At 68.6% G+C, this 18,146-nt stretch carries 19 protein-coding genes; 13 read left to right on the top strand and 6 right to left on the bottom strand.

Features of this window, described 5'->3' with window-relative positions; genetic code table 11:
• Positions 1-33: 33 nt before the first annotated feature.
• From JK358_RS08670 to JK358_RS40600, 3 genes are all read right to left on the bottom strand, one after another.
• On the bottom strand, positions 34-744 hold the full coding sequence (locus tag JK358_RS08670; protein ID WP_201945348.1) for a DUF2637 domain-containing protein: 711 nt from the start codon (positions 742-744) through the stop codon (positions 34-36).
• A 366-nt stretch (positions 745-1,110) separates the two neighbouring features.
• Positions 1,111-1,278, bottom strand: coding sequence for a hypothetical protein (locus JK358_RS08665; protein WP_201945347.1), 168 nt, complete (start codon positions 1,276-1,278; stop codon positions 1,111-1,113).
• Entirely contained in the window at positions 1,275-1,547 is a 273-nt protein-coding gene (locus JK358_RS40600) for a hypothetical protein (RefSeq protein ID WP_372440654.1), read from the bottom strand. Before JK358_RS40600 ends, JK358_RS08665 begins: the two co-directional genes overlap by 4 nt.
• Positions 1,548-1,735: 188 nt before the next feature.
• On the opposite strand from JK358_RS40600, the gene JK358_RS08655 reads away from it, so the two are divergent.
• The gene (locus tag JK358_RS08655; protein ID WP_201945346.1) at positions 1,736-2,479 is read left to right on the top strand and encodes a MerR family transcriptional regulator; all 744 of its coding nucleotides are present in this window, start codon (positions 1,736-1,738) and stop codon (positions 2,477-2,479) included.
• 69 nt (positions 2,480-2,548) lie between these two features.
• Here JK358_RS08655 and JK358_RS08650 read toward each other — a convergent pair whose 3' ends face one another.
• The gene (locus JK358_RS08650; protein ID WP_201945345.1) at positions 2,549-3,319 is read right to left on the bottom strand and encodes a GTP-binding protein; all 771 of its coding nucleotides are present in this window, start codon (positions 3,317-3,319) and stop codon (positions 2,549-2,551) included.
• A 133-nt stretch (positions 3,320-3,452) separates the two neighbouring features.
• Between JK358_RS08650 and JK358_RS08645 the strand changes: the two genes are divergently transcribed.
• The 5 genes from JK358_RS08645 (at position 3,453) to JK358_RS08625 (ending at position 8,515) form a co-directional block, all read left to right on the top strand.
• Entirely contained in the window at positions 3,453-3,899 is a 447-nt protein-coding gene (locus tag JK358_RS08645) for a Zn-ribbon domain-containing OB-fold protein (protein ID WP_443677901.1), read from the top strand.
• Positions 3,892-5,091 carry a lipid-transfer protein gene (locus tag JK358_RS08640; protein ID WP_201945344.1) on the top strand — a complete coding sequence of 400 codons (1,200 nt, stop codon included), beginning with the start codon at positions 3,892-3,894 and terminating at the stop codon, positions 5,089-5,091. Before JK358_RS08645 ends, JK358_RS08640 begins: the two co-directional genes overlap by 8 nt.
• Before the next feature lie 76 nt (positions 5,092-5,167).
• Positions 5,168-6,175 (top strand): YncE family protein, encoded by a 1,008-nt coding sequence (locus JK358_RS08635; RefSeq protein ID WP_201945343.1) that lies wholly within the window; start codon positions 5,168-5,170, stop codon positions 6,173-6,175.
• A 97-nt stretch (positions 6,176-6,272) separates the two neighbouring features.
• On the top strand, positions 6,273-6,914 hold the full coding sequence (locus JK358_RS08630) for a TetR/AcrR family transcriptional regulator (RefSeq protein ID WP_201945342.1): 642 nt from the start codon (positions 6,273-6,275) through the stop codon (positions 6,912-6,914).
• Positions 6,915-7,174: 260 nt separating this feature from the next.
• Positions 7,175-8,515 carry a lipase family protein gene (locus tag JK358_RS08625; protein WP_201946212.1) on the top strand — a complete coding sequence of 447 codons (1,341 nt, stop codon included), beginning with the start codon at positions 7,175-7,177 and terminating at the stop codon, positions 8,513-8,515.
• Between the two features lie 4 nt (positions 8,516-8,519).
• Here the strand turns inward: JK358_RS08625 and JK358_RS08620 are convergent, their stop codons facing one another.
• Positions 8,520-9,569 carry an alpha/beta fold hydrolase gene (locus tag JK358_RS08620; RefSeq protein ID WP_201945341.1) on the bottom strand — a complete coding sequence of 350 codons (1,050 nt, stop codon included), beginning with the start codon at positions 9,567-9,569 and terminating at the stop codon, positions 8,520-8,522.
• 104 nt (positions 9,570-9,673) lie between these two features.
• Entirely contained in the window at positions 9,674-10,282 is a 609-nt protein-coding gene (locus tag JK358_RS08615) for a TetR/AcrR family transcriptional regulator (RefSeq protein ID WP_201945340.1), read from the bottom strand.
• A gap of 98 nt (positions 10,283-10,380) precedes the next feature.
• Here JK358_RS08615 and JK358_RS08610 point away from each other — a divergent pair, with 98 nt between their 5' ends.
• From JK358_RS08610 to JK358_RS08580, 7 genes are all read left to right on the top strand, one after another.
• Complete coding sequence (locus tag JK358_RS08610) at positions 10,381-11,262, top strand: metal-dependent hydrolase (protein WP_201945339.1); 882 nt, start codon at positions 10,381-10,383, stop codon at positions 11,260-11,262.
• Entirely contained in the window at positions 11,259-12,290 is a 1,032-nt protein-coding gene (locus JK358_RS08605) for a PDR/VanB family oxidoreductase (protein WP_201945338.1), read from the top strand. The genes JK358_RS08610 and JK358_RS08605 overlap by 4 nt, the downstream gene beginning before the upstream one ends.
• Before the next feature lie 21 nt (positions 12,291-12,311).
• Positions 12,312-13,805, top strand: coding sequence for a flavin-containing monooxygenase (locus tag JK358_RS08600; protein WP_201945337.1), 1,494 nt, complete (start codon positions 12,312-12,314; stop codon positions 13,803-13,805).
• Positions 13,805-14,668 carry an SDR family oxidoreductase gene (locus tag JK358_RS08595; RefSeq protein ID WP_201945336.1) on the top strand — a complete coding sequence of 288 codons (864 nt, stop codon included), beginning with the start codon at positions 13,805-13,807 and terminating at the stop codon, positions 14,666-14,668. The genes JK358_RS08600 and JK358_RS08595 overlap by 1 nt, the downstream gene beginning before the upstream one ends.
• A 65-nt stretch (positions 14,669-14,733) precedes the next feature.
• Positions 14,734-15,186 (top strand): flavodoxin domain-containing protein, encoded by a 453-nt coding sequence (locus tag JK358_RS08590; RefSeq protein WP_201945335.1) that lies wholly within the window; start codon positions 14,734-14,736, stop codon positions 15,184-15,186.
• Positions 15,187-15,314: 128 nt separating this feature from the next.
• On the top strand, positions 15,315-17,492 hold the full coding sequence (locus tag JK358_RS08585) for a protein kinase domain-containing protein (RefSeq protein ID WP_201945334.1): 2,178 nt from the start codon (positions 15,315-15,317) through the stop codon (positions 17,490-17,492).
• Positions 17,489-18,145 (top strand): lysophospholipid acyltransferase family protein, encoded by a 657-nt coding sequence (locus JK358_RS08580; protein ID WP_201945333.1) that lies wholly within the window; start codon positions 17,489-17,491, stop codon positions 18,143-18,145. Before JK358_RS08585 ends, JK358_RS08580 begins: the two co-directional genes overlap by 4 nt.
• Position 18,146: the final 1 nt, after the last annotated feature.

Here is an 18,146-nt window from a genome sequence, read left to right as displayed (position 1 = left end):
CGGTTGCCTTTTGGGGCCCGTTCTACTGCCCGGTCAGCCGCCATCGTTTGTGCGAAGGGCAGAAGATGGCCTGCTGCTCGGATCGCCGCCGTCGAAGTGTTGGGTGAGGATCAGCTCGGCATTCCGACTCGGTAGTGCGCGGTGACCTCCGTTGCGAAGATCCGGTCGCAGCCGGACGCGGTCCGAGAGGACGCGGCTGACGGTGGAGCGGCTGCGCTGAGTCAGTTCGGCGATCTGGGTGGCGTTCCAGCCGTCGTCGAAGCGTCGGGTGAGAATCAGTGCCACCTCTTCGGGTTGTCGGCGGCCTGCGGTGTCTCGGGCGCAAATGTCCGCTGCGAGTTCCACCCATCTTGTTGTGGGCGTGGGAGTTTCGCCGGATGGGTGCTTCGTGCGTACGGGGCGGCCGAGGTCGGGCGTGATCGGCGGTACCGTCGCCGCGCGGTCGGTGGGATCACCGTCGCTGGGTGGGCGGGCATGCGTCTCGGCGTTGCTGTGCGGGTCGATGCTGGTGTGCGCACGATGATCGGAGCCGGTGATCACCAGCAGGGCTACGGTGGCCTGCGCCATCGAGCCCTCGATGATGAGCGGCCACAGTGCGGCCTCGCCAGCGGACAGCCCCGAGAGCATCGCCAGTGAGCGCAGCGCTGTGAAGGACAGCCGGAATGCCGCCGCTGCGATGAGCAGGGTCATCGCGACCTCGATCAGTTGGGTGACGCGGCCAGCGCTGTGCGCACCGGAAAGCACAGTGACACCCGTGCACAGCGGTGATCAGCGCGGCGGGCTGGACGACTGCGACGCTGACCGCGAGCATCCAGTGGCCGGGGGAGTGCAGAATCGCGTGGGTTGCGTTCCCGGCAATGCTGACCGCTGCCGCGGTCACCAGTACGCGCCAGAAGAACGCGTGCGCACGGCGGCTGAATCGAGTCAGGGGATGCACCGAGTGCATCCGCGCGGACTCGTCGGGGTGGGCGGGGAAATCTGCGGTGGCAGTCGCGGTCATGGTGGTCCTCGGGCATCGTTGAGACGGAGCATTAGTCCAATTGCTGATCAATAGCTATTGCGACGAAATTGTTTTGCCTGGGCGCGTCGACACGCTGGAAGGCTGCGCGTTCAGTGGGCACCGGTGCGCGACCATCCTGCGGGTCGCCCCGATGTTCCGCGTTTGTTGAGGGCGCGGTTGATGCTGCTGGCGGGGAATCCGGTGAGTTCGGTGCAGGCGGTGAGGGAGTGTCCGACGAGGTAGAGCTGCTCGGCGTGGTCGATGTCAGCGTCGGTCATCGACTGGTATCGGCGCGGACCTTGTGCTTGGTGAGCAGTTCGAGAATCGCACTCTTGGATGCGCGGTACCGGCGGGCGAGTTCGGCGGTGGATGCGCCATCATGGTAAGCCTGGATCAGCTCGTTCTTCTCGGTACGCGAGAGTCGGCGTTCGAGGCGTTGCGGAGTGCGGGAGGTAGCCTTGGTCTGTGATGGTCGCCGTCGTCGGCGGGGGACCGGTGAGGTGTCTTGAACCTGAGATTTTGCTAGGGCTGCTTCGAGTTTCTGCAGTTCAACGCGGTGCGAATTAGATCCCGCTAGGTCTACTTCGTCGGACCCAGCCGGACGTTGTTCGAACAGACGTCAGGGCGGTGGGCCTCTTCCTCCAGCCTGATACGGCATCAGCGTCCTTGTCTTCGCGTCCGGCTTGACCTTGCCCGTGGGGCAAGGTTCGAACATTGTTCGGAACAGAGGACAGAATGATCACTATCGGACAACTGGCGACATACGCGGGCGTGACCACCAAGGCTGTCCGCCACTATCATTCGCGCGGGCTGCTGCCCGAACCGGAGCGCGACTCCGCTCGCTATCGCAGGTACACGGCACGGCACACCATCGACCTGGTCAAGATCAAGACGCTGGCGCGGGCCGGTGTTCCGTTGGCGCGCATCAAGGATCTGCTCACCGCTGATTCGGTGCGGTTCGACGACGCGGTGGCCGAAATCGATCGTGACGTGCGGCATCGGATCAAGGAACTGCAGACCGTGCGTAAGCGCTTGGCGCAGCTCGGCAATCCCGAACGGCTGTTCGTGCCCACCGCTGTCGCGGAGTTCCTGGACCGCTTGCGTGATCTCGGCGCGAGCGAACACATGCTGCGCAGCGAACGCGATGTGTGGATCCTGTTGCACGCGGTGGCGCCGGAGCAGGCCCGGTATTGGCTCGCCGACAAATGCGCTTCGCTGGCCGACCCACACTTCTGCGAGCTCTATCTCGAGCATGACGCCTTTTACGGCCGGTCGCCCACTGATCGGCAAACGGGAGATCTGGCCGCACGGACACGGGAGTGGATCGTCGCGCGTCAAACCGGTTCCGGCATTGCGTGGCCCGCACTCGACCCGGCCATCGCCCTGCTGGTGACCTCGGCGTCGGACATGTCGTCGCCGGCGTGGCCGCAGGTCGTGGAGTTCGTGCGCTGCCTGTACTACGCCGACAACGCGGCATGATCGGGGTACGAAACGGCCGCACCGAATGCTGCTGATACCGGGCCGGGTTCGGGTGCGGCCGTGGGGGTCTCAGTAGTCGAGGGCGTGTTCGGGTTGGCAGACGTCCAGGGGGGAGGGGAGGTAGCGGACGATGGCGTCGAGGAGGGGTGGGATGTCGTCGCCGCGGGGTGTGGCGCTGCAGAGGATGGGGACGATGTCGCCGATGCGGGTGAGGTGGCGGATACGGGTGTGTAGCCGGTCGAGGGGGATATCGTCGGGGTGGGCTGCGGGGGTGTCCTGTTCCTGCACTGTCGCTACCAGGTCGTGGTAGCGGTGTTCGGCGAGTTGCCAATGGCTGCCGTACATTTCGGCGGCTATGGGGGCCAGGGACCACATGGGCAGCAGGTCGATGACGCCTTCGAAGGTGGGGCCTGCGCCGAGTGGGAGGTGCAGGGTCAGGGGGACCGCGCCGCGGGTTTCGGTGATGGTGCGCAGGCAGTGGTCGACGTCGGCGGCGGGGTGGTCGAGGGCGGTGAGCAGGCAGAGGCGGGCGGTCTGGTGGTCGTCGGCGACGCGCAGGATGGCGTCCAACCGGGGGTTGGCGGCGTTCACCACTGCGATCACGCCGTCGGCCAGCCGGATAGCGCGTTCCAGGGCGGCGATGGGGGCATGGGCCGGGAAGTCGCTGACGCGGATCGTGTGCTCGACTCGGCCTGCGGCCCAAGGGATCACGAGCTGTGATGGGGTCGCGGACGCACCGGCCCGTTGCCGCAGGCGGCGGGTGAGGGGTGCGAGCTCGTCGGGGTCGCCGATCAGGGTGACATTGCGGATCGCCTGCGGGTCAATGGCTTTGGGGCCCATCGCGTAGTGGTACTCCGGGTCGATTCGCGGATGCGGGTGTTTCGCGGTCCGGGGTTCACCGTACCTCGCGACCGGGCGGGTTCGGAGTGGATTCCGCTCCCAAAATAGAACGTGTTCCTATACCGTCGGGGCTGTGCAGAAAGAACAACGACCCGCCGTGGCAGGCTGGTTCACCACCGACGACGGCGATGTCCGTCTGGTGGGGAGCCGGTGTGGCGTCTGCGGCACGCCGTATTTCCCGCGGAACACCCTGGCCTGCCGGAATCCGCAGTGCGCGGGGCCGAAGGACGGGTCCGAGCTCGCCGAGTATCTGTTCTCGACGCGTGGCCGGATCTGGTCGTATGCGGATCAGCGGTACAAGCCGCCCGCGCCGTATGTGTCGGGGGATCCGTTCGAGCCGTATGTGGTCGCGGCGGTGGAGCTCGAGGTCGAGCAGATGGTGATTCTCGGGCAGGTCGCGAAGGGGTTCACCGTCGATGACCTGGCGGTCGGTATGCCGGTGGAGCTGACCGTCGGCACCCTGTACGCCGACGACGAAGCCGAGCACACGGTGTGGATGTGGAGGCCGGTCAATGACTGACAAGGATCGCGATATCGCCGTCCTCGGTGCGGGTATGCACCAGTGGGGCAAGTGGGGGCGGAACTTCGTCGAATACGGGCTGGTCGCGGCGCGCGCGGCGCTCGCCGACGCCGGGGTGGACCACCGCGACGTCGGCTACATCGCGGGCGCGGACACCATCCGCAACGGCTACCCGGGCTTCGTCGCGGGCGCGACCTTCGCGCAGGCGCTGGGCTGGTCGGGTGCGCGGATCTCGAGCAGTTACGCCGCCTGCGCCTCCGGCGCGCAGGCCATCGCCAACGCGCGCGCCCAGATCCTGGCGGGGCTGACCGATGTGGCCCTCGTCATCGGCGCGGACACCACGCCCAAGGGTTTCTTCCAGCCGGTCGGCGGTGAACGCCGCGACGATCCGGACTGGCTGCGCTTCCACCTGCTCGGCGCGACGAACCCGATCTACTTCGCGCTCTACGCCCGCCGTCGCATGGCCCTGCACGGCGCCACCCTCGACGACTTCGCCGCGGTGAAGGTGAAGAACGCCAAGCACGGCCTGAACAATCCGTACGCCCGCTACCGCAAAGAGGTGTCGGTCGAGGAGATCTCGGCCTCGGCCATCGTCTCGGATCCGTTGCGGCTGCTCGATATCTGCGCCACCAGTGACGGCGGCGCGGCGCTCGTACTGACCTCGATGGAGTACGCCCGCAAGCGCGGCATCGCGAATCCGGTCCGCATCAGCGCGCTGTCGACCGTCACGCCGACCTTCCCGAAGACCGTCCTGGATCTGCCCGATTTCGCGACGGATTCCGCCGTGGCCGTCGAACCGCCCTCGCGCGTATTCCGTTCCGCCATCGCGCAGGCCGCGTACGAGGAGGCCGGGCTCGGTCCCGCCGAGCTGTCCTTCGCCGAGGTCTACGATCTGTCCACCGCGCTGGAGCTGGACTGGTACGAGGACATCGGCCTCTGCGAGGAGGGCGGCGCGGAGGAGCTGTTGCGCAGTGGCGCAACGACATTGGGCGGCCGTATCCCGGTCAATCCCAGTGGCGGCCTGGCCTGCTTCGGCGAGGCGATCCCCGCGCAGGCCATCGCCCAGATCTGCGAGCTCACCTGGCAGCTGCGCGGTCAGGCCGACGGCCGTCAGGTGGAGAACGCCCGCGCCGGTATCGCGGTGAACCAGGGCCTGTTCGGGCACGGTTCGGCGATCATCGCCACCCGCTGACCGGACCGTTCCGATCGCGCACGGGGTGCACGGCATTCGCGTAAAGTGAACTCCTCGGTCTGGGGAGGTGGCGCGAATGCCGGCATTCCGGTCCGCACTCGGGGCGGCAGTACTCGGCATGGCTGTGACGGCCGGTGTCGGCTGCGCGGACGGCGCGGACGAGAAGGCCGGGGCCGCAACCGAAATCGGGGCGACGATCCCGATGGACGGCACGATCCGGCGACTGGCGATCGACCCCGAGGCGCACACCCTGTACGCCAGTGATTTCGAGGGCCTGGTGTGGGTGATCGACACGCTCACCGACACGGTGGCCGCCAAGATCCCGGTGGGAGCGGGCGCGCAGGGGCTGGCGATCGACCCGGAGGCGGATCTGCTCTACACCGCCGACTATCAGGATCACACGGTGTCGGTGGTGAGCACCGCCGACCGGAAGGTGATCGCCACCATCCCCGTGGCGATGTACCCGGATCTGCTGGAGGTCGACCCGGTGGCGAAGACGCTGTATGTGTCGCATTTCGCCGGTAAACAGATCTCGGTCGTCGACACCGTTTCCCGGACGGTGCAGGCCACCGTGGAGCTCGATGACCACGTCGGAGATCTGGCCATCGATCCGGGCGCGCACCGCCTGTACGCCGCGAACTTCAATACCGCGAAGCTCACCGTGCTCGACACCCGGTCCCACACGGTCGATTCCACGATCGACCCGGGCGGCCAGCCCGAGGGTGTCACCGTCGCGCCCGAGGAACGCCGGATCTACGTGGCGAACGACGAAGCGCCGATGGCGGTGATCGACGCCGAGACCCGGCAGCCGGTCGGCACCGTCGAGGTCGGGAAGAATCCGTTCCGGCTGGCGGCCGACAGCGCGGCGCACGCGGTGTATGTCACCAACAACGACGGCAAGCCGCGGGTGGCCGGCGGCGACGGTGGTCCGGTCGTGGTGATCGACACGCGGACGAACACCTCGATCGCGACAATTCTCGTGGGTGACAGTCCGCAGGAACTGGTCGTGGATCCGTTGTCGCACAAGGTCTACATCAATGTCTTCCTCGCCGGAAATGTCACGGTACTGCGGCCCGCGGGCTGAGCCGCCGGTAATGTCGAGCGCCGATTTCACCGGGGTGGCGAAGGGGCCGACCCGGTCCATCACGTGCTGATTCGACGAGCGGCTATCGTCATTCGCTGTGAGCGCGACCAGTTCCTCCCGCACCTACGACGGCCGTCCTGTCGTCGACCGCCGCGCCGATCGCCGGATCCAATTCCTCGGCGCCGGTCTGACGGTTTTCGGTGAGGGCGGATACCAGGACAGTTCGATCACCTCGCTGTGCAAGGCGGCGGGCCTGGCGCGCAGTCAGTTCTACGAGCACTTCGCGAATCGGGAGGCGCTCCTGCTCGGTGTCTACGACATGATCCAGGCCGACGCGCGGGCCGCGGTGACCGCCGCGGTCGCGGCGACCGATCCCGGTGACGCGGTGGGCCGGGCGCGGGCGGCGGTGGTGGCGTACGCGGAGTCGGTGGGCGGGGATGTGCGCCGGGCGCGCATCTCGTTCGTCGAAATCGTCGGCGTCAGCGCGGAAGTCGAGCAGCATCGGGTGGAGCAGCGGCGGCGCTGGGTGGAGTTCTTCACCGACGAGATGCGCCGCAGCTTCGGTGACGGCTACATCCCGCCGGGCGGATACCCTTCCGCCGCAATGGGTTTCATCGGCGCGCTGATGGCGCTGGTGCATCAGTGGAGCACGATGGAACCGCGCGGTGAGCTCGCCGACGTGGTCGAGGTGCTCACCCGGTTCCTGGCCAGCCTCATGCCGATCCAGACTGCGTCCTGACTTCCGCGGGCGCGCCCGCTCGATGTCCTGCCGGCCAGGGTTCACGATCGCTGACTCGCTGGCCGGCAACCGATCCGTCGATTCATGGACGCATCCGTCTGTGACTTGTGTCAACGCCCGCGGCCTGGGTAGTGTGCCTCACAGTCTTGGATCAGCATGTCCAACAATCGTCGGGAGTGTTCGTGTCGTCAGGGAAGAGACCACGGTCGTGGTCGCGCATCGTCTCCGTCATCGTGACGGCGGTCGCCGCATCGGTCGTGATGTCCGGGGCTCCCGTGGCGGCCGCGCCCTATGCGGGCGAGGTGCAGCCCGCGCCGCCGTTCCTGAGCTCGCCGGTGATCCCCGAGTTCGACAGCTTCTACCGGCCTGCTGCCGAGGTGGTAGCGGCCACGCAGCCCGGCGAGATCATCGCGGCGCGGCAGGTGAATGTGGCGACCTACTCGGTGCTCCCGCTGAATGTGGACGCGTGGCAGGTGTCGTATCGCTCGAACGACAGCTACGACAATCCGATCGGCGCGGTGGCGACGCTGCTGAAGCCGCGCGGTGAGGTGCCGCGCGGGACCCGGAATCTGCTCTCGTATCACATGGCCGAGGATTCGACGGGGCAGTACTGCGCTTCGTCGTACGCGATTCAGCAGTGGTCGGTGCCGGGGTTCGTCACCGGTCAGCAGGTCGCGCAGATCTCGTTCCTGGAGGTGCAGGTCGCGCTGCAGCAGGGGTGGGCCGTGGTGGTTCCCGATCATCAGGGGCCGAACGCGGCCTTCGCGCACGGACCGCTGGCCGGGCGCATCGCTCTCGACGGCATTCGCGCCGCCGAGAACTTCGGGCCGCTCGGGTTGGACGGCGCGGCGACCAAGGTCGGGATGATGGGCTACTCCGGTGGTTCGATCCCCACCATGTGGGCGGCCGAACTCCACGAAACCTATGCGCCGGAACTGAATATCGTCGGTGCGGCCTCCGGCGGCACCGACGCCGATCTGGGCGAGCTCGTCAATCTGGCCAATGGCAATGCCGCCTCCGGCCTCGTGCTGGCCGGCATCATCGGCCTCTCCCACGAGGAGCCGGAATTCGCGGCCTTCCTGCGCGAGTCCGCAAATCCCCTGGGGCAGGCCCTGTTCGCCGCCAAGGATCGTCTCTGCATCGTGTATCAGGCCGCGCTGCTGCCGTTCGTGAATATCAAGGGGCTGCTCAACACTCCCGGTGACCCGCTGCTCGCCCCGGCCGCGCAGAAGGTCCTCGACCGCACCCGGATGGGCAAGAACGTCCCCGATATGCCGGTCTTCCTCTACCAGGCCAATATGGACTGGATCGTCCCGGTCGGCCCGGTGAACACGCTCTACGGCACCTACTGCCAGGATCCCGATGCCCGGATCACCTACACCCGAGACAATTTCAGCGAGCACCTCTCCCTGGAGGCCATCGCGCTGCCCAGCGTCATGATGTGGATGCGCGACCGCTTCGCCGGTGTCCCGGTCGAATCCGGTTGCCGCCTCGACGATGTCGGCTCCATGACCCTGGACTCCCGGACCTGGGGTGAGTGGGTCTCCATCGTCGGCGGTGAACTGGCCGCCTTCTTCGGCCAGCCCATCGGCAGCCGCTGAGCGTTCAGCGGGCCAGGAACTCGTCGATCAGCGGCCAGGTGGTGGTCCGGGCCTGCGGGCCCGCGACGAGGGCGAGATGGTTCAATCCCGGGACGTCGTGGAATTCGACTTCGGCTGCGCCGCTGAGGATTCGGCGGCCCGGGGCGATGGTGGCGGCGGGGGCCAGCGTGTCGCCGCCCGACGCCAGCAGCAGGACCCGGCAGGTCAGTTTGGTGAGGTCGATGGTGCGATGCGGTGTCAGGGTGACCTGACCGGTCGCCAGCTGGTTGCCGACGATGAGGTTGCGGTAGGTCTGGCGGTAGAGGCGGCCGGGGTAGCCGGGCATGGCGGCGATGAAGCGGTCGATGGCCTCCATGCGCGCCAGCGCCTCGGTGTCGCCGGCGTTGCGGGCGATGAACAGCGGGCGGGTGAGTTCGCGGGGCAGGGACATGCCGCGGAAGCCCGCCTGCACGAAGAAGCCGGGGATGCCCTTGAAAAGGTGTGTGGCGTAGGTGATCTCGCGGCCGCCGGTGAGTTTGGCGAACATGCGGACGGGCTGCAGGGGGAGATTGCGGCTGAAGTCCAGCGGCGAACCCAGGGTGGTGACCGAGCCGAACGGGAGGTCGGCGTGGTCGGCGGCGGTGAGCAGGCTGATGATGCCGCCCAGGGACCAGCCGATCACGTCCACGTTCGCGCCGTCGTGCAGTTCGCTGATGTGCGCGACGGCGGTGGGGACGATGTCGTCGATCCACTCCTCCAGGCCGAGGTCGTGGTCCTCGGCGGTGATGCGGCCGTAGTCGATGACGTACGGCTGGCGTCCGGAGTCGACCAGGAACTGTGCCAGGCTCTGGCCCGGCCGCAGGTCGTAGCAGGAGGCGTCGACGGCCAGCGGCGGCACCAGCAGGACCGGGTTGCCGGTGGCGGGGGTGTCGCGGTCGAAGCGGCGCAGCTGCCGATGCGGCAGGTCGTAGAGTGTGGTGGACGGTGTCCGCGTGGGGGTTTCGATGCCGTTGCCGAAGGTCAGCGCCCAGCCGTTGCGCAGGGCGGGTGGCAGACTGGTCATGAGCGACGTCATCGGGGGTCGATTCCTCTCGGCCGGTGGACGGCCGCGACCGCCCCGAAATACCTGTTACAAACTGTAACGGATATTGGCGGGTCGTGCTGCCCCCGGGTCCGCGCTCAGCGCGTGATGATGGGCACTATGTAGGTGCGCGCGAAGGCGGTGAGCTCGGCCTCGGTGGTGAGATCGGCCTGCCCGACCGGCTGCAGAATCAGTGAGTGCACCACGCGGCAGGCGATCTCCACGCGCGTCGGAAGGTCGGGGATATCCGGGAAATCATTGGCCTGCAGCAGATTTCGCAGAACGGCCGTGGTGGCGGTGACGGCCAGGGTGAACGGGACCGCGCCGTCGGTGGTGAGCTGCGGGATCAGGCGATCGGGTTCGAGGGTGAGCAGCCGATCGACCAGCGGGTGCGTGCGCCACCGCGTGACGACCGTGGCGAACACGTCCGCGACGGCCGCGTCCAGGGTGTCGTGGCGCGCGGCGATGTCGTTGAGCTCGTCGAGAATCCGCCGCACCTCGCGGGCGGTGACCGCGCGGACCACATCGTCGCGGGAGCCGACGCGCCGGTACACGGTCACCCGGTCCACCGCCGCCTGCTTGGCGATGTCCTCGATGGTCGTCTTCTTCACGCCCACCCGCTCGAACTGGATGAGCGCCGCGTCGAGAATGCGTGCCTCGATGCTGTCGGCGGCGGAATCCTTCGAGGTGGCGGCGGGGGTGGGCACGGGTCAACGCTAGCAGCGGGCCGCAGCGATGCAACAATCCGAGGCGATTTGTGGCTGCAACATTGCCATAGAGAATGTTGCACTGTTACCGTCACGGCATGGCTGAGAACAGCGCAACGGCGCGCTCCTATCAGGACGAGGAGCACGCCATTCAGGCGCGAGACGTCCACTTCGACTTCTCGACGGTGCCCATGCACTACATTCCCGGCGAAGTGCTGGCCACCCACGTCACCAATGTCATGCACCTGGTGCTGCCGGAGGGGGAGCGGGCGATGGCGACCTGCCTGGCCGAGGCGCTGCCCTATATCGCCGACGAGCGGCTGCGCGAGGAGGTCGCCGGGTTCATCGGGCAGGAGTCCATGCACGCGGGCAGTCACGAGGGCGCGCGAAAACACCTGCAGGACATCGGACTCGACGTCGACGCCTACGTGACGGCGGTGGCCTGGCTGGTCGACCGGGTGCTCGGCGACCACGGGCTGACCGGAAAAGCAAAGCGGCAGTGGCTCAACGAACGATTGGGACTGTTCGCGGGCATGGAGCACTTCACCGCCGTGATCGGCGAATGGCTGCTCGAAGCGAAGGTGCTCGAGGAACTCGGCATGGATCCGACCATGCTCGACCTGGTGCGCTGGCACGGCGCGGAGGAGGTCGAGCACCGCAGTGTGGTGTTCGACGCCTACATGCACGTGGACGGCGGATACGCGCGGCGGGCGCGCACCGGGATCCTGGCCAGCGGAATGCTGTTGCCGCTGTTCGTGATATCGACCGCGTACCTGTATCGCAAGGATCCGAGCCCGGACAAGGGCGGCTTCTGGTTGCGGCAGTTCGCCGGAGCCACCGTGCGCGGGGTGATACCCCGGTTCACCACGTTCTTCACCGAGATGCCGCGCTATCTGCGCCCGAGTTTCCATCCCTCGCAACTGGGTTCGATGGACAACGCGCTGCGCTACCTCGCGCACTCCCCGGCGGCGCGGGCATGACCGTGCGGGAGGCGGACGCGCCGGCCGGGTTGCGCGCCCTGGCCGCCGCCATGGACGTGTACAAGCGGGTCGTCACCGCGCCCGGTATGGCGCGCTCGAATCCGGTGCGGCGCAGTGGGTTCGACCTCGACGTCGTGGTGCGGGCGGTGCATGCCGAGGCCGCCGACGTGATCAGCCTGACCCTGGAGCGGCCCGGCGGCGAACGCCTGCCGTCGTGGCGGCCGGGTTCGCACCTGGATGTCTTCCTGCCCTCGGGACGGCAGCGGCAGTACTCGCTCTGCGGCTACCCCTCGGATCGGCGGCGGTACCGGATCGCGGTGCGCCGCATCGCGGACGGCGACGGCGGATCGGTCGAGATGCATGGTCTGCGACCGGGCGACACACTGCGCATCCGTGGGCCGCGCAATGCCTTCACCTTCGTGGAGAACGCGCCGTCCTACCTGTTCCTGGCGGCGGGGATCGGCATCACGCCCATCCTGCCGATGGTGCGGGCGGCCGGATCCCGGGGCCGGCTGGTGTATCTGGGGCGCAGGCGCGAGACCATGCCGTTCCTGGACGAACTACCCGCCCGCGCCGATATCCGCACCGACGACGAGGCCGGGCCGCACGATATCGCGGGCATACTGGCGACGGCGAAACCCGGTGCGGCGGTGTACGTCTGCGGTCCGCCGCCGGTGCTGGAGGCCGCGCAGCGCAGCCTGTTCGTGATCAATCCGACCGCTTCGCTGCACACCGAACGGTTCTCGGCGCTGCCGGTCACCGGCGGGCACGACTTCGATATCACGTTGGCGCGCACCGGGATCAGCGTGCGCGCGGGCAGCACCGAGACGGCGCTGGAGGCGATCCGGCGGGTGAAACCCGATGTCGTCTACTCCTGCCGCCAGGGCTTCTGCGGCACCTGCAGGATCCGTGTCCTCGCGGGCGAGGTCGACCACCGCGACCGCCTGCTGACCGACGGCGACCGCGCCGGCCACATGCTGACCTGTGTCTCCCGCGCCGACGGCGACGCGCTGGTCCTCGACCTCTGACAGTGAAAGGCGAACGGGCACATGACCCTGCGCTCCCTGCCGACCGGTGACACCGCCGCGGCCACCGAACACCGCACCGTCGTCATCCTCGGCGCGGGCTTCAGCGGCATCGGGCTGGCGATCGCCCTGCGCGAGGCCGGATTCACCGATCTGCTGCTGCTCGAACGCGCCGCCGATCTGGGCGGCACCTGGCAGGCCAACACCTATCCCGGCTGCGCCTGCGATGTGCCGTCGCAGCTGTACAGCTATTCCTTCGCGCCCAATCCGGACTGGTCGCGCACCTACGGGCGGCAGCCGGAGATCCTCGAGTACATCCGTTCCGTCGCACGGCGATACGACATCGAACCCGATATCCGGCTGAACACCGAACTGCTGGCGGCCCGCTGGGACGACGAGCACTCGCTGTGGCGGATCGAGACCCCCCGCGGGGCGCTCACCGCCGACTACTTCCTGTCGGCGGCAGGGATTTTCGCGGAGGCCAAATACCCCGCGACGGAGGGTCTCGACGCCTTCGAGGGCACGGCCTTCCACTCCCTGCACTGGGAGCACGACCACGATCTGACGGGGGAGCGGGTGGCGGTGATCGGCACCGGCGCGTCCGCCGTGCAGTTCATCCCCGAGATCCAGCCGAAGGTGGCCGCGCTGACCGTGTTCCAGCGCTCCGCACCCTGGATCGTGCCGCGCCTGGACCGTCCGACCCTGGGCGTCGAGCGCGCTCTGCTGCGGCGGATCCCGTTGGCGCAGCGGGCGATCCGCGGCGGCTGGTACGGGTTGATCGAAGGTTTCGGCCTGGTCGGCTTCGTGGACAACCGTTTCCGGCACCCGTACGAGCTGCTCGGCCGAATCCAATTGCGCCGCCAGATCCGGGATCCGCGCCTGCGCGCGCGGGTGACGCCGGACTACATGATCGGCTGTAAGCGCGCGATCTTCTCCGACGCCTACCTGCCCGCCCTGGACCGGGACAATGTCGAGGTCGTCACCGACGGCATCGCCGAGATCCGCGCACGCTCCATCGTCACCCGCGCGGGCGTCGAAATCCCGGTGGACACCATCATCTTCGGCACCGGCTTCGAACAGATCCCCACCGCCTTCGACCGCATCGTCGGCCGCGACGGTCTGTCCATCGCGGATCTCTACCGCAAGCAGCCGCAGACCTACCTGGGCACCGCCCTGGCCGGATTCCCCAACTTCTTCTGTACTCTCGGCCCCTTCGGCGCGGCGGGCAATCAATCCGCCATCTACATGATCGAATCCCAGATCGCCTATATCGCAGACGCTCTCGCCACCGCCCGCGCCCGGCGCGCCCGCCGCGTGGAGGTGCGCGCCGACGTGCAGGACGCCTTCCTCGACGAAATGCGCCACCGCAGCGCGTCCACGGTCTGGCTCACCGGCGGCTGCGAGAGCTACTACACCACCGCCGAGGGCGGCAACGCCGGGCTCTACCCCGGCTGGAGTTTCGAATATCGCAGGCGTACCCAGCGTTTCGACAGCACCTCCTACGAGATGAGCCACTGATGACCTACGACGTAGCGGACCGGGTCGTCCTGATCACCGGCGCGGGGCAGGGCATCGGCCGTGCCCTGGCGCGGCTGCTGCACCGGCGCGGCGCGGTGGTCGTCCTCGCCGACATCGACGAAACCGCCGCTTCCGCACTGGCATTCGACCTCGGCCCGCGCGCGCACCCGGTGGCCGCCGATGTCGCCGACCGCGCCCGGATGCGCGCCGTGATCGCCGAGATCCTGTCCCGCCACGGCCGTCTCGACGTGGTCGTGGCGAACGCGGGCGTCACCCCCGTTCCCGCCACGCTGCGCACCATGGACCCCGCCGACTTCGACCGCGTCCTGCGCATCAACCTCACCGGCGTCTTCAACACCGTCCACCCCGCCCTCGACCACATAGTCGACGCGAAAGGCCATGTCGTCGTGGTCTCCTCGTGCGCCGCTTTCGCCCCCGGCATGGGCGGTTCGCCCTACATGATGAGCAAGGCCGCCGTCGAACAGCTGGGCCGCGCCCTGCGCGTGGAACTGGCCCCCACCGGAGCGACCGCGGGCATCGCCTACTTCGGCCTCGTCGACACCCCCATGACCCACGACATGCTCGACACCGACGATCTGGGCCGCACTCTCGACGCCCTGCTGCCCTGGCCGCTCAACCAGCGCATCACCGCCGACCAGGCCGCCCGCACCATCGCCGACGGCATCGCCCGGCGCGCTCCGCGCACCATCGCCCCGCGCGGCTGGGAGCCCTACGCCCTGCTGCGCGGCGCGATCAATGTCGTCCTCGACCATCGCCTGGCCGCCGACAAGGCGGTTCACGAACTGGTCCGCGCCATCGAGCGGCGGCGGCCCGCCCGGGGGATCGCGAGCCACCCCGGGTAGGTCGCCCGCGCGAGGTATAGTCTCGCTAGTTAGGCTAGGCTTACTTCAGTCGAGAGGGGTTGTGCGTGCGCGTCGTCATCCTGTTCGGGTCCGAGATGGGCACCTCCGAGGCGGTCGCGGAGTGCGTCGCCGACGAGCTGTCGGCCCATGACGTGTCGGTCTTCGATATGTGCGATTACGACCCGGGCGACCTCGATCGCAACGACTTCCACATTCTCGTCTGCTCCACCTACGGCGACGGGGAACTGCCCACCGGCGCGGAGCCCTTCTTCACGCTGCTCGACACCACCGCGCCCGATCTCACCGGACTGCGCTTCGCCGTGTTCGGGCTGGGCGACAGCGTGTACGGCGACACCTACAACCGGGGCGGCGAGATCGCGGCCGAGAAGATGACCGCGCGCGGCGCCACCCAGGTGGGCGAGCACGGGCGGCACGACTATTCGAGCGAGGTGCGCGCCAAGGATCTGGCGCGCGCGTGGGCGACGACGCTGCCGATCGACGCATTGATCACCGCCTGAGCGATTCGGGTTGCCGGGTTAACGCTGGGCGGCCCGATCCGCGATTCTGTGGTGCGAATGCACTGGCCCTCGGGTGGGTGCGGGCCGCATACTGCGACCACGGATGACGCCGCCGAGGGGGAAGTCGGTTGGGTACCACGTTGAGGCCGGGCGAGAACTTCGCCGGGTACCAGATATTGCGGCGGCTCGGCGCCGGCGGCATGGGAGCCGTCTACCAGGCCCGGGACCGCGACCTGCCGCGGTTCGTCGCGCTCAAACTGCTGACCGCCACCGACGACGCGGATCCCGAACACCGGGTCCGCTTCCTGCGGGAGGCGGATTCGGTTGCGCGGCTGGAGCATCCGAATATCGTCACGGTGTACTCGCGCGGCGAGGACGCCGGGCAGCTGTGGATCTCCATGACCTTCGTGGACGGCACCGATGTGGCCACGGCGCTGCGGCAGGGGGCCATTCACCCCGCGCGGGCGGTGCGCATCCTCACCGAAACCGCCGCCGCACTCGACCACGCCCACGAGACCGGCATCCTGCACCGCGATGTGAAGCCCGCGAACATCCTGCTCACCCAGCGCGGCGGAGAACGCGTGCTGCTCACCGACTTCGGCATCGCCAAGGCCCGCGACGAGAGCCACCAGCTGACCCGCAAGGGCGAAGTCGTGGCCAGCTTCCAATACGTGGCCCCCGAACGCCTCACCCAGCCCGACGACGCCGACCACCGCGCCGACATCTACTCCCTGGGCTGCACCTTCTATCACATGCTCACCGGCCGGGCGCCCTACGGCGGCGAGGACGTCGGCCAGATCGTCTACGGCCACGCCTACAAACCCGTCCCCCGCCCCACCGACCAGAACGACACCCTCCCACGGGCTCTGGACGAGGTCATCGCCCGCGCCATGGCCAAGGACCCCACCGGCCGCTACCAGACCTGCGCCCAATTCGCCCGCGCCGCAGCCCAATCCCTGCGCCGGCCGCCGCCCGCCCGCACGCCCGGTTCCGGCACGCCGGCGGTCCCGAGCGCGGGTCCCACCACACCCGGCACGGCACCCACCGCAACCGGCACGGCCTCCACCGCACCCGGCACGGCCCCCACCAGGACGCCCGCGACGGCGACATCCTTCCCCCGCATCCCGAAATCGGCGCTGAACACAGCGGATGCCAAGGCGCAGCACACCTCGTCGCCCCGCATCCCCACCCAGGGGACGTCCGGGCCGGGCGGCACCGCGCAGGGTCCGGCCGCCTCGCGTGCTCCCGCGCCGGGGAATTCGTCGCCGCGTATCCCGACGCAGGCGGCTCCCGCCCCGGGACTGCGGGGGCACGGGGCCTCCGGGCCGCGGTTCCGGACGCAGAGCGCGGGGGCGGGATTCTCGACGCCTCCGGGGACCACCCGGCAGATCGGGGACAGTGGGCCGCTCGCCGGGCCGGGACAGCGGAATGTCACGCCCGAGCGGGGCCGGAACAGTACCGGGCCGCGGCCGGCGGTGGGGAATCCGCAACCTGCGCGGACGGTGGCGAACACGCCGCCGCCGACCAGGGTGATGCCGTCCGAACCGCGGTTCATCCCACCGGATTTCGGAGATCGCGGGGAGCGCGGAGTGGGGGCGGATCGCGATCCGCCGGGGCGGGAACGACGGGTCGCGGTGTGGCTGGTCGCGGGGCTGGCGAGTGTGCTGGCGCTGGTGTGCATCGCGTACGCCCAGTCGCGGGCGGGAGGCGAAGGGGGCGGCGGAGTGTCGACCACCCTGCCGACCACCGCGGTGACCACGACGGATTCGGTGACCTCCGCTGTCGATACGACGGTGGTCACCACCTCCGACCAGCAGGTCACCACCGGACAGCAGGGGACCACCGGGCAGGGGACCACGCCCGTGAAGACCAGCGACGTGGTGATCACCGATCCCACCGTGCCGGATGTGGTCGGCACCGCCTACACGCAGGCGAAGACGAAACTGGAGAACGCCGGATTCACCGTGACCAAGGTCGAGAAGACGGACAGCAGCACCGCGGGCACCGTCCTGTCCCTCGATCCCGGCGCGGGTACCAGTGCCAAATCCGGATCCACGATCACGGTGACCGTGTCGAGCGGCCCGGCGAAGAAGACCATCACGATGCCGAACCTGGTCGGACTCGACGCCGCGCAGGCCGCCGCCGTGCTGAAGGAGCAGGGCTGGGCGGGCTCACTGCAGACCGCCACGACCACCGTCACCGATTCCGCGCAGGTCGGTGTGATCACAGCGCAGGATCCGGCGTCGGGCTCGGACACGACCGTCGATTCGACGGTCACCATTACGATCGGCAAGCTGAAGGCATGAACGAGCAGCGCCGTCCCAAGGGTCTGGGCAAGCGGGCGTGGGTGACGACCCAGTTCGTGCGCCGCGTCCTGCGCACGCTGGCATGGTCGAATATCGTGCGCGTCACCGTGATCGGGCGTGAACTGGTGCCCGCGACCGGTCCGGTGATCGTGGCGAGCAATCACATCTCGATGCTGGACGCCGTCTTCCTGTGGGGCGCCCTGCGCCGGCGCGCCATCGCCATCGCCATGGCGGAGCTGTGGTCATGGCCGGTGGTGGGGTGGCTGGTGCGGCGGCTGGGCCAGATCCCGGTGCTGCGGCGCGACACTGCGTCCGGGCAGGCGGCGGTGGCGCAGGCCGAGCAGATTCTGCGGCACAACGGTGTGCTGATCATATATCCGGAGGGCCGCCTGGTCGCCCCCGGCGAGTACGAACCGTACAAGCCGGGCGTCGCGAAACTGGCACTGGCGACCGGTGTTCCGATCATTCCGGTGGGCACCATCGGCACCGACCGGGTGCTGCCCATGAAACGCCTGCGTGGCGACGGTCCGAAGTTCGACCGCCGCCAGCCGGTGACCATCCATTTCGGCGCGCCCATCGATCCCGCCGACTTCGACGACCCGGACAAGCTGCTGGATCATCTGCGTCAGCGCATCGAGGATCTGCGCGCCTGAC

Origin of the sequence: Nocardia acididurans (genome assembly GCF_016741815.1) — a bacterium.
Taxonomy (GTDB): Bacteria; Actinomycetota; Actinomycetes; order Mycobacteriales; family Mycobacteriaceae; genus Nocardia; species Nocardia acididurans.
Note: the sequence above shows the minus strand (reverse complement) of the source record. Positions and strands in the feature narration are given on the sequence as shown.